General features: G+C 66.6%; 9 protein-coding genes. 5 read left to right on the forward strand and 4 right to left on the reverse strand.

The genetic code is table 11. The annotated features are described in order from the left end of the window. Positions 1 to 26: 26 nt before the first annotated feature. Positions 27 to 1,322 (reverse strand): acetyl-CoA hydrolase/transferase C-terminal domain-containing protein, encoded by a 1,296-nt coding sequence (locus tag RT424_RS07025; protein ID WP_313435677.1) that lies wholly within the window; start codon positions 1,320 to 1,322, stop codon positions 27 to 29. 165 nt (positions 1,323 to 1,487) lie between these two features. Between RT424_RS07025 and RT424_RS07030 the strand changes: the two genes are divergently transcribed. From RT424_RS07030 to RT424_RS07050, 5 genes are all read left to right on the forward strand, one after another. Further along, complete coding sequence (locus RT424_RS07030; RefSeq protein ID WP_313435679.1) at positions 1,488 to 2,501, forward strand: nitronate monooxygenase; 1,014 nt, start codon at positions 1,488 to 1,490, stop codon at positions 2,499 to 2,501. A gap of 10 nt (positions 2,502 to 2,511) precedes the next feature. Then, positions 2,512 to 3,366, forward strand: coding sequence for a formyltetrahydrofolate deformylase (purU, locus tag RT424_RS07035; protein ID WP_313435681.1), 855 nt, complete (start codon positions 2,512 to 2,514; stop codon positions 3,364 to 3,366). Positions 3,367 to 3,421: 55 nt separating this feature from the next. Further along, a complete protein-coding gene (locus RT424_RS07040) occupies positions 3,422 to 3,823 on the forward strand; it encodes a VOC family protein (protein ID WP_313435683.1) in 402 nt (133 codons plus the stop codon). A 76-nt stretch (positions 3,824 to 3,899) separates the two neighbouring features. Next, entirely contained in the window at positions 3,900 to 4,772 is an 873-nt protein-coding gene (locus RT424_RS07045; RefSeq protein WP_313435685.1) for a dienelactone hydrolase family protein, read from the forward strand. Positions 4,773 to 4,903: 131 nt separating this feature from the next. After that, positions 4,904 to 7,108 (forward strand): PBP1A family penicillin-binding protein, encoded by a 2,205-nt coding sequence (locus RT424_RS07050; protein ID WP_313435687.1) that lies wholly within the window; start codon positions 4,904 to 4,906, stop codon positions 7,106 to 7,108. A 253-nt stretch (positions 7,109 to 7,361) separates the two neighbouring features. Here RT424_RS07050 and RT424_RS07055 read toward each other — a convergent pair whose 3' ends face one another. From RT424_RS07055 to RT424_RS07065, 3 genes are all read right to left on the reverse strand, one after another. Next, entirely contained in the window at positions 7,362 to 8,900 is a 1,539-nt protein-coding gene (locus tag RT424_RS07055) for a Do family serine endopeptidase (protein ID WP_313435819.1), read from the reverse strand. Positions 8,901 to 9,069: 169 nt separating this feature from the next. Then, entirely contained in the window at positions 9,070 to 9,912 is an 843-nt protein-coding gene (locus RT424_RS07060) for a protease modulator HflC (protein ID WP_313435689.1), read from the reverse strand. Further along, a partial coding sequence (locus RT424_RS07065) for a protease modulator HflK (protein WP_313435691.1) occupies positions 9,912 to 11,070 on the reverse strand: 1,159 nt, incomplete at its 5' end. The genes RT424_RS07060 and RT424_RS07065, both read right to left, overlap by 1 nt.

The following is an 11,070-nucleotide window of genomic DNA, read 5'->3' on the forward strand; positions in this document are numbered from 1 at the left end:
GCTTTCGCGGGAATGACGCGGGTGTGTCAGAGTGCTCGCGCCAGCTCGTCGCGGAACTGCGCAGCGGCCAGGCCGATCAGCAGTTCCGCGCGCTCGCGCAAGGATTTGCCGCGCAAGTTGGCGGCGCCGTGTTCGGTGACGATCCAGTGGACGTCGTTGCGCGGCGTCGTCACCGGGCCGTCGAGTCTGGGGACGATGCGGCTGACCGTGCCGCCTTTCGCGGTGGAGCGGCAGGCGATCACCGAAACGCCGCCCTTCGAGCCATAGGCGCCGCGCACGAAGTCGAGCTGGCCGCCCGCCGCCGAGTGCTGCATCCCGCCCATGAACTCCGAGTTGCAGGCACCCTGGAGATCGACCTGGATCGTCGCATTGACCGAGACGACGCGGTCGTTTCGGGCGATTTCGGCGGCATTGTTCACCACGTCCACGGGCAGCGAATACACTTCGGGGTTGCCGTCCATCCAGCGATAGAAGGGTGCGTCGCCCATGGCGAAGGAATAGACGCTGCGGCCGGGATGCGTGGTCTTGCGCCGGTTGGTGACGGCGCCGGAGTGGACCAGCCCCGCCATGGCCGGGGTGAGCAGCTCGGTATGGATGCCGAGGTCGCGGCGGTTGCCGATGCGGCTGCAGACGGCGGCGGGCAGGTTGCCGATGCCCATTTGCAGGCAGGCGCCGTCGTCGACCATTTCCGCGATATGCGCGGCGATCGCCTCGTCTTCCGCAGCGGCCGCACCTTCCGCGAAGCTCAGCAGCGGGACGTGGTTCTCGACGATGGCGGAGACCTGCGAGACGTGCAGCGGCGTGGAACAGGCCACGCGGGGCATGGCGGGGTTCACTTCGACGATCACCGTCTTCGCGCAATGCGCGGCCACCGAGGTGTAATCGTTGGCGGCGCCGAAGCTGAAGTAGCCGTCCTCGTCCATCGGCGAGACGGTCAGCACGCAGGCATCCAGAGCGATCTCGTCCCGCAGCAGCCGGGGCGAGCCGCTGAAGGCGCAGGGCACGAAATCGATCAGGGCTTCGGCGGTGGGATCGGCCTGGATCAGGGCGCGTTCGATCCCGCTCATGAACAGGCAGCGCGGGCGGATGGCACCCAGCAGGTCGCGGCGCAGGATCGTCGAGCCGGCATGGACTTGCGAGAGGAGATACCAGACCCGCAGGTTCGCGAGCGTTCCGGCCTCGGCCCGCCGGGCAAGCGCGGCCAGGATCGCGGGGGGTTCCGCCACGGCCATGCCCATGGCTAGGTCGCTGTCGCCGGCAATGGCAAGGACGGCCTCGTCGGCGTTCGTCAGCTTGGCGGCGTAAGTCTGTCTTGCGTCCATCGTCCCGCCCTTCTTCGCTGTCCCGGCCTGTCATCGCTCGGGAGCCATCGGTCTGCCATCGCTCCGGGGCAAGCGAAAGCCCCCTTGGCGCCAGCGCTTGTGCGCGGGGCTGTGCGCATCTATGGCGCACGCTCGTTTCTAGAATTGCCGGCTATGGGAGCATCGATGGCCACCTCCAAGACTTCCGCACTGATGACGCGCGGACGCGAATTCCTCGGTACCGAATATGCGATCCTGTGCGGCGCCATGTCCTGGGTGTCGGAGCGTAACCTCGTCTCGGCGATCAGCAACGCCGGGGGCTTCGGCGTGATCGCCTGCGGCGCGATGAACCCCGAACTGCTCGACAAGGAGATCGAGGCCACCCGCGCGATGACGGACAAGCCTTTCGGCGTGAACCTCATCACCATGCACCCGCAACTGTTCGACCTGATCGCGGTCTGTGCCCGGCACAAGGTCGGCCATGTCGTGCTGGCCGGCGGAATTCCGCCCAAGGGCAGCGTGGAGGCCATCAAGGAAGCGGGCGCCAAGGTCATCTGCTTCGCGCCCACGCTGGCGCTGGGCAAGAAGCTGCTGCGCTCGGGCGCGGACGCCCTGGTGATCGAGGGCATGGAAGCCGGCGGCCACATCGGCCCGGTTTCCACGTCGGTCCTCGCGCAGGAAATCCTGCCCGCGCTGGCGGCCGACCATCTCGTCTTCGTGGCGGGCGGCATCGGCCGGGGCGAGGCCATGGCCGGCTATCTGGAAATGGGCGCTTCGGGCGTGCAGCTCGGCACCCGTTTCGCCTGCGCCACCGAATCGATCGCCCATCCGGACTTCAAGAAGGCATTCTTCCGCGCCAATGCCCGCGACGCGGTCACCTCGGTGCAAGTCGATCCGCGCCTGCCGGTGATCCCGGTGCGCGCGCTGAAGAACAAGGGCACCGAGGAATTCACCGCCAAGCAGATCGAGGTGGCCCGCCTGCTGGACGCCGGTGAGGTGGACATGGGCGAGGCCCAGCTCAAGATCGAGCATTTCTGGGCCGGTGCCTTGCGCCGCGCGGTGATCGAGGGCGATGTCGAGAACGGCTCGATCATGGCGGGCCAGTCGGTCGGCATGGTCAGCAAGGAAGAGCCGGTGACGGAGATCATCGCCGCGCTCATGGCCGAATCCGAGGCCGCGCTCTCCAACCGTTCTGCCTGAGGCCGGATCGATGCCTGAACCGCTTATCCTCGCTCTCTCCTGCGCCGACCGTCCGGGCATCGTCGCCCGCGTCACCGGCTATCTCGCGCAGGCGGGCGGCAATATCATCGAGGCGCAGCAGTTCAACGACCTCGAGGAAGACAAGTTCTTCATGCGGGTGGCCTTCGATCCGGGCTCGGCAGAGCGCGAGGCGTTCAGCGAGGGCTTCGGCGCCATCGCCCGCGAATACGGCATGGCCTGGTCGATGACCCGGCGCGACCGGCCGCGCCGCGTGCTGCTGCTGGTCAGCAAGTTCGACCATTGCCTGGCCGATCTGCTCTACCGCCAGCGCATCGGGGAAATGCCGATGGAAGTCGTCGGCATCGTCTCCAACCACCCGCGCGAGGCCATCAACTCGCTGATGATCGGGGATTTCCCCTTCTATCACCTGCCGATCACCAGGGACACCAAGGCCGAGCAGGAAGCGCAGATCCGCGCGCTCGTCGAAGAAACCCGCGCGGAGCTGGTGGTGCTGGCGCGCTACATGCAGATTCTTTCGGACGAGATGGCGGCCTTCCTCTCCGGCCGGTGCATCAACATCCATCACTCGTTCCTGCCAGGCTTCAAGGGCGCCAAGCCCTACCACCAGGCCCATGCGCGCGGCGTGAAGATGATCGGCGCGACGGCACACTACGTCACTGCCGATCTCGACGAAGGCCCGATCATCCACCAGGACGTCGAAGCCGTGACCCACTCCGACACGCCCGAGGACATGGTGCGCAAGGGCCGCGATATCGAGCGCCGGGTGTTGGCGGAAGCCGTGCGCCTGCACCTCGAAGACCGGGTGCTGTTGAACGGCGCCCGAACGGTGGTGTTCCGCAGCTGAGGGTTGCGAGCTGGCGTCGATCGGTTGAGGGTGTGCAGAACAAGGGAGAGCGGCCATGCCTGTCAGCGGCGTCGATCACGTCAATATCCTCACCGACGATCTTGAGAAGACCGCCACTTTCTACGAGCAGGTGCTGGGCCTGATCCGCAGCGAGAATCCGACGATCGCCATGGGCATCGCCGGCTACTGGATGCGTGATGCAAGCGGCGCGGCGATCGTCCATCTTGTGGATCGCACCACGGCGGGTGACCGCTACGAGGCTTACCACCCCGGCCAGCCGACCAATGCGCTCCACCATTTCGCCCTGCGCTGCACCGGCTTCGCAGAGACTGTGGCTAAGATCGCGGAACTGGGCCTTGCCCACCGCGTCAGCGATCATCCCAAGCTGGGGCTGCGGCAGGTGTTCCTGGTGGATCCCAATGCGGTGAACCTGGAACTGAATTTCGCCGGAGATTGAAAGGCTCGCCAATCGGCTCCCGGTTGGCTAGCCTTGCCGCAACGACCTGATTTTCCAAGGACCGGAGCGCCTTTCGATGTGCGATGACTTTACGGCCGAGGCTGAAGACGGCAACCTCGCGCGTCGGGGCCTGGACCGGCGTGCCTTCACGGCGCTCGGCGCCAGTGCGGCGCTGGCGGGATGCACCAGCATCATGAAGACCCACCCCGCCAATTCGGTGCGGGAACGCATGGTCTCGATCACCACGGCGGACGGCGTGGCCGATGCCTTCTTCGTGCATCCGGCCAAGGGCAGCCATCCCGGCATCATCTTCTGGCCCGACATCGCCGGCCTGCGCGAGGCCAAGAAGATCATGGCCCGCACGCTCGCCGCGGAAGGATATGCGGTGCTTGTCGTGAACCCCTACTATCGCGGGCAACCGGCGCCGGTCTTCGAGAGCTTCGCCGGCTTCCGCACGCCCGAAGGCCAGGCCAAGGTCGAGCCGCTCCGCGCCGCGCTGACGCCCGAGGCGATCACCCGCGATGCACGGGCCTACGTGGCGTTCCTGGATGGCGAGAAAGCGGTCGATCGGAAGCGGGGAATCGGTTCCAACGGCTATTGCATGGGAGGGCCCTTCACCGTGCGCACGGCGGCAGCCATGCCGGGCCGGGTTCGCGCCGCGGCGTCGTTCCACGGAGCCGGGCTGGTCACGGACAAGCCGGACAGCCCCCACCGCCTGTTCGCCGCGACCCAGGCCTCCTATCTCTTCGCGATCGCCCGCAACGACGATGCCAGGCAGCCTGCCCAGAAGACGGATCTGAAAGCCGCGGCCGCCGCTGCCGGTCGGCCGGCCGAAGTGGAAGTCTATCCCGCCGATCATGGCTGGTGCGTGCCCGATTCCCCCGCCTGGGATCCGGATGCGGCGGACAAGGCCTGGCAGCGGATGTTGGCACTCTACGCCAGGCTGTAAGGCGGATCCGGCCTCTGCCCCCGTTTTCCTGGCCGTCATTTTCCCCGTTAACGCCGGGTTACAATAGCCGCGTCCAGAGTGTAGGAACCGCTCGGGCCATGTCGCCCGCTTAAGGGATTTGTACCTAAAAAATGGCCAATGATTCCGGCCGGCGCCGCTCGACCAGCGGGCCTTCCTCTCCTGCAAAGAAAAAACCTCTGTGGCGCCGAATCGTTCGCGGCGTGGTGATCTGGAGTGCCGCGCTGACGGTGCTCGGCGTACTGTTCCTCGGCACTGCCGTCATCTTCACGATGAGCGAGCTGCCGGAGTACAATTCGCTCAAGAGCAGCCAGAACGGCCAGATGATCGTCGTGCGCGCGCGGGATGGCACCGAACTCGTCTCGCTCGGGCCGAGCTATGGCAAGTGGTTGAGCTACGACCAGATTCCCGAAGTGATGAAGGGCGCGATGGTTTCGGTGGAGGACCGCCGCTTCCGCGAGCACATCGGCGTCGACGCGCTGGGCTTGCTGCGTGCGGTCTACGTCTCGACCACGACGGGCGGCCGCGCCAAGGCGACGTCCACGATCACCCAGCAGCTGGCGCGCAACGTGTTCCTGAACAACAGCCGCTCCTTCACGCGCAAGGCGCGCGAGGCGGTGCTGGCGCTGGCGCTTGAGCGAAAGTTCTCCAAGGACCAGATCCTCGAACTCTACCTCAACAAGGTCTATTTCGGCGGCGGCGCATATGGCATCGATGCGGCCAGCCGCAAGTTCTTCGGCCACCCCGGCACCGAGCTTTCGACCGCCGAGGCGGCGATCATCGCCGGGCTCGTGAAGGCGCCCTCCAACTATTCGCCCACGGCCGACGTCGAAGCGGCGAAGGATCGCGGTGAAGTGGTGCTGGGCCTGATGGTCAAGAACGGTGCCATCAGCCAGAGCGAAGCTGATCAGGCCGATATCGCCGACGTCAAGGTCGTGCGGGAAAAGGGCCAGAACGCGGTCCGCTACTTTACCGATTGGGCGCTGCCGCAGCTCGACATGCTGCTGCCAGACACCAACGAGCCGATCGAGGTCTGGACCACGCTCGACCCGAAGATGCAGCAGGCCGCGACAAGCGCAATCATCGCCAACGCCCCCAAGGGTGCGCAGGGCGCGCTCGTCAGCCTCGATCGCGACGGCGCGGTGCTGGCGATGGTCGGCGGCACCGACTACGTGAATTCGAACTACAACCGCGCCACCACCGCGCTGCGCCAGCCCGGCTCGGCGTGGAAGCTGTTCGTCTACCTTTCGGCATTCGAGGCGGGCTATACGCCCGACGACCGCGTGGTGGACGAGCCGGTGACGATCGACGGCTGGAGCCCGCAGAACGACGGCCGCAACTTCGCCGGCCAGATCGACGTGCGCACGGCCTTCGCCTATTCGAAGAACACCGTGGCCGCCCAGCTCGGCAACGAAGTGGGCTTCGGCACCGTCGCCTCGATGGCGCGCCGCTTCGGCGTTTCGACCCCCATCAACACCAAGCCCGCGATGGTTCTGGGCACTTCGGAAGTCCACGTCATCGACATGACCCGCGCCTTCGCGGCGATCTCGGCGGGGGGCACTTCGGTGGAGCCCTACGGCATCGTCAAGGTGACGACGGGCGGGGGCGACGTGATCTACGAGCACAAGTCCGCGCGCGGGCAGGTGCTGGTGCCGCCCAATGTCGCGGCGGGCATCACCGACCTGCTCCAGACCACCGTCGCCACGGGCACTGGCCGTGCGGCGCAGATCGGCCGCCCGGTCGCGGGCAAGACCGGCACTACCAGCTCCAACAAGGACGGCTGGTTCCTGGGCTTCTCCAGCGGCATCACCACCGGCGTGTGGATGGGCCGCGACGATGCCCGTCCGGTGCCGGGCCTCTCCGGCGGTCATGCCCCGGCGCGCGCCTTCTCGGATTACATGAAGGTCGCGGTGGCCAAGCGCCCGGTCGAACAGTTCCAGACGGAAGTGAAGCTTCCCGAATGGCAGCTCGAACCCGACGACGAGGCCATGCAGGGCAACCCTGAGGACTATTACTACGTCGACGAGAACGGCAACATCGTGCGGCCCGAGAACGGCGCGGTGGGGCCGGACGGCCAGCCGCGCTACGAGGACGGCTCGATGGCGCCGGGCGCCGGCCCCGGCCAGCCGCAGATGCCGGACTACGGCCCTGGCCAGGCACCGGCGGCGGCAGGCGAGGATTTCCTCGACCGCGCCACGGGACGCTCGCGCAGCGACGATCCCGGCCTTCGCGCCGGGCAGGGACTGGGCAATGGGCCAGGCATGCGGCCGGGGTCGCCGACCCCACGTCCGACCTCGACCCGCACGCCGGGCGACTGATACGAGACATCTTTCGTGAAACGAGAAAGCCCGCCTTCGCCCAGGCGGGCTTTTTTGTGTCGCCGAAAGATGCGGCCTCCCTACGCTTTTGTTTTCGTGACCCGGAGCGCAGCGTACTTTCGGTACATGAGCACCGGAAGCGCGAAAGGCCGCCGTTCGCAGGCCCTCATGAGCTGAATCCCCACACACCCTAAAGGAAAACGCCCGCCGGATTTCTCCGACGGGCGCTTCCTTTTGTTCTTCGAGGGATTGCTTAACGCAGGCGCACCGGGACGAACGCGGGCGGCTGGCCGCGTGGCTGGACGCGCAGCAGGATGGCGGAACGGCCCTCGGCCTTGGCGGCCTTGATGGCGTTTTCCAGGTCTGCCTGGGTGGCGACCGGCGCATTGTTGGCCGAAAGGATGATGAAGCCACGGGCAAAGCCCTTCTGGCCGGCGTCGGAGCTGGGATCCACGCCCACGATCACCAGACCGCGCGCGCCTTCGGACGCGCCGAGCTGGCGCGAGATCTGCGGCGTCAGCGGGATCACCGAAACACCCAGCGACTTCTGGACGATGTCTTCGCCCTGCTGCTTCGGCGCATTGCCGAGGCCATCGCTGTTCTGTTCGGCGCTCGGGTCGAAGCTCTGCTGAAGCTCGTCGTCGGTCGGGCGCTTGGCGACCGTGGCGGTCACCGTCTGGCGGCGGCCGTTGCGGATCAGTTCGATCGGGATGCGCGTGCCGGGAGGCGTGTTGGCGACGAGGAACGAGAGCGTCTGGTCGCGGGTCACTTCCTTGCCGCCCACCTTCACCACTACGTCGCCCGCCTGGATTCCGGCCTTGGCGCCGGCGCCATCGGGAACGACGCTCTGGATGAACTCGCCCTTGTTGTGTTCCAGGCCGAGCGAATCCGCGAGGTCTTCGTTCAGCTGCTGGATCGTGACGCCGAGGTAGCCGCGCTCGATCGCCTGGCCTTTCATCAGCTTCTCGACGATGGGCGAGGCGATTTCGGCAGGGATGGCGAAGCCGATGCCGACGCTGCCGCCGGTGGGCGAGAAGATCGCATTGTTGATGCCGATCACCTGGCCCTTCATGTCGAACATGGGGCCGCCCGAGTTGCCGCGGTTGATCGAGGCGTCGGTCTGGAGATAGCGGTCATAGGCGCCGCCCGCGCCGGTGTTGCGGTAGACGGCCGAGACGATGCCTGCCGTGACCGTGCCGCCGAGGCCGAAGGGGTTGCCGATCGCCAGCACCCAGTCGCCCACGCGGGCCTTGGAGCTGTCGCCGAACTTGACGTAGGGCAGGGCCTTGCCGGCGGTGATCTTGAGCACCGCGAGGTCGGACTGCGCGTCCTTGCCGATCAGCTTGGCGGGATACTCGGTGCCGTCCGGCATGATGACGGTGATCGATTCGATCTCGCCCTTGCCCTCGGCCGTGATCACGTGGTTGTTCGTGACGATGTAGCCATCCGCCGAGATGACGAAGCCCGAGCCCAGCGACTGGGCTTCGCGCGTCTGCGGCGTGCCGCCGCCGCCACCGCCGCCGAACAGGCCTTCGAACGGCGTGCCGGCGAAGGGATTGTTGCCGCCCCCTGCCACCTGCACGCGCTGCCGCGTCGAGATGTTCACCACCGCAGGCTGAAGCTGCTCGGTAAGGTCGGCAAAGCTGTCCGGTGCGCCGGCGCGGGGCACGACGCGGGCCATCTGGCTTGCTTCGTTCTGGGCGACCTGGGCTCCGGCGGGGAAGCCTGTCACCAAAGTGGCGGTGGCGCCCCCCAGCAGGAGCGCTGTGGTCAATCCATAAGCGTATCGCACGGGCTTCACGTCCTTTAATTCCTCCGTCTTGGCGGTGTAGCGTCACATCCGCCGACTGGTGCCGATTGAACTCTTGGGAGCTTAACCGGGTTTGAATAGATCGGGGAGCGGGCTCTTGCCGCAGCGGGAAAACCCTGGGGGCTTTTCACTGGAAGACGCCTCGCGCCGGTTACGGTTCCCTGAAGTGGTTGAGATAGGCGTTATCGGGAGAGAGCAGGATGGTCTTGCCGTTGTCGCCCTTGGCGAAGGTAACCGAATAGCTCTGCATAGAGCGGTAGAAGTCGTAGAACTGCGGATCCTTGCCGAAGCTTGCGGCATAGATATTCGCGGCCTGCGCTTCGGCTTCGGCCTGGATGATCTGCGCGTCCTTCTGGCCCTGCGCAGCGATCGTGCGCGATTCCTCGGTGCGCGCGGCCTGCATGCGGGTGAAGGCGCTTTCCAGCGCCCCCTCGGGAAGGTCGGCGCGCTTGATCCGTACATCGACCACCTGGGCGCCGTACTGGCGCGCCTCGCGGTCGAGGCCGTCGCGGATGTTCTCCATCGCCTTGCCGCGCTCGGCCGTGAGCAGCGACTGGAAGGTCCGCTTGCCCAGTTCCTGGCGCAGCACCGAGGAGAGGATCGGTTCGAGCTGTTGGGTCACGTTCTCGGTCGTACCGGCGGATTCCACCATGCGGACCGGATCGATGATGCGGTAGCGGGCATAGGCATCGACGTTCAGGCGCAACTGGTCGGTGGAGAGCACCTGCTGCTGCTGCATGTCCACCGAGAGCAGGCGCTTGTCGATGCGCACGACGCGATCGACGATGGGAATGCGGAAATGCACGCCGGCGCCGGTGCTGCCATATTCGGCCTTGGGTATGAACGGATTGTAGACCGCGATCGGACGACCGGTGCGGACCACGACGGCCTGCTCGGTTTCCGGCACGACGATCATGCTCAGCATGAGCGCGACCAGCGCGGCGCCACCGAGGCCGATGGGAAGCTTGTAGTCCTGCCAGAAGCTGCCGCTCATCACTGGCCTCCCTTCGCTGCGGGGGCTACCGGCACCGAGCCGGCGGGCACGGTCACCACGGTTTCATCGCTGGCGGGCGCGCGGCGCTTTACTTCGGGGAGGGGGAGGTAAGACGTCATGTTCTTGGAATCGCTGACGACAACGTCGTTGTCGCGCAGCACGCTCTCCATCGTTTCGTAGTACATGCGGCGGCGCGTGACTTCCGGCGCCAGCTTGTACTGTTCGTAGACCTTGTCGAAAGAGGCCGCCGCACCCTGGGCGCGGGCCATGGTCTGCTGCGCCCAGGCGCGGGCCTTCGAGCGGTCCCGATCGGCTTCCTGCTGGGCAACGTTGACCTGGTCGAAGGCTTCGCGGGTCTTGGCGGGGGGATCGGCCTTCTTGACCTCCACACCCTGGATGGCGACGCCGGCACGGTAGGAGTCGAGGATGCGCTGGGTGCGTTCGCGTACGTCCTGTTCGACGACCGCGCGGCCCGCGCCCGAAAGCGCATCGTTCAGCGAGATTTGCGCGATCGAGGCGCGCATCGCCGCTTCGGCCACTTCCCGCACCGTTTCCTTCGGATCGGCAAGGCGGAAGGTGTAGTCCTTCAGGTTCTTGATGTTCCAGCGCACCAGGTAGCTGAGATCGACGAGGTTCTTGTCGCTCGTCAGCATCAGCTTCTCGCCCTCGCCATCGGGGATCGAATAGACGTTGAAGCTGCGTACGTCCTGTACGTCCACGGCTTCCAGAGGCCAGGGCAGGGTCAGCGACAGGCCGGAATCGATGGTGCGGGAATAGCCGCCCAGCCGAGTCACGATACCCTGCTCCTTCGGGCCGAGCATGTGGACGGAGGACATCGCCAGCAGCGCCACCACGGCAACGCCGATGCCCAGCGGCAGCCAGGACTTGCCGTCGGCCCGGCGCGGCAGATTGGGAAAGCCACCGGGGCCGAACCCGCCGCCACCACCGCTGCCGCCCGAGCGGCGCGGTTCGCGGGGACGGAAGATATCGTCGAGGCCCGCAGAACGGCGCGGCGGAGTGTTTCCGCTGGGCAGCCAGGGATTGCGGGGGCCGTTCTTGTCGCCCGGCCGTTCGGGGCCGCCATCGGGCGAAGGCGGTGCGTTCTCACCGCGCGGCCCAGCGCCTTTGGCGCCACGACCTTCAGCGTCGCTTTCCGTG

This window comes from Novosphingobium sp., assembly GCF_032093395.1.
GTDB lineage: Bacteria > Pseudomonadota > Alphaproteobacteria > Sphingomonadales > Sphingomonadaceae > Novosphingobium.

Excerpts from the sequence above, each read along its gene's own strand:
- RT424_RS07025 (WP_313435677.1), bottom strand. The coding sequence starts at position 1,322 with ATGGACGCAAGACAGACTTACGCCGCCAAGCTGACGAACGCCGACGAG.
- RT424_RS07030 (WP_313435679.1), top strand. The coding sequence starts at position 1,488 with ATGGCCACCTCCAAGACTTCCGCACTGATGACGCGCGGACGCGAATTC.
- purU (WP_313435681.1), top strand. The coding sequence starts at position 2,512 with ATGCCTGAACCGCTTATCCTCGCTCTCTCCTGCGCCGACCGTCCGGGC.
- RT424_RS07040 (WP_313435683.1), top strand. The coding sequence starts at position 3,422 with ATGCCTGTCAGCGGCGTCGATCACGTCAATATCCTCACCGACGATCTT.
- RT424_RS07045 (WP_313435685.1), top strand. The coding sequence starts at position 3,900 with ATGTGCGATGACTTTACGGCCGAGGCTGAAGACGGCAACCTCGCGCGT.
- RT424_RS07050 (WP_313435687.1), top strand. The coding sequence starts at position 4,904 with ATGGCCAATGATTCCGGCCGGCGCCGCTCGACCAGCGGGCCTTCCTCT.
- RT424_RS07060 (WP_313435689.1), bottom strand. The coding sequence starts at position 9,912 with ATGAGCGGCAGCTTCTGGCAGGACTACAAGCTTCCCATCGGCCTCGGT.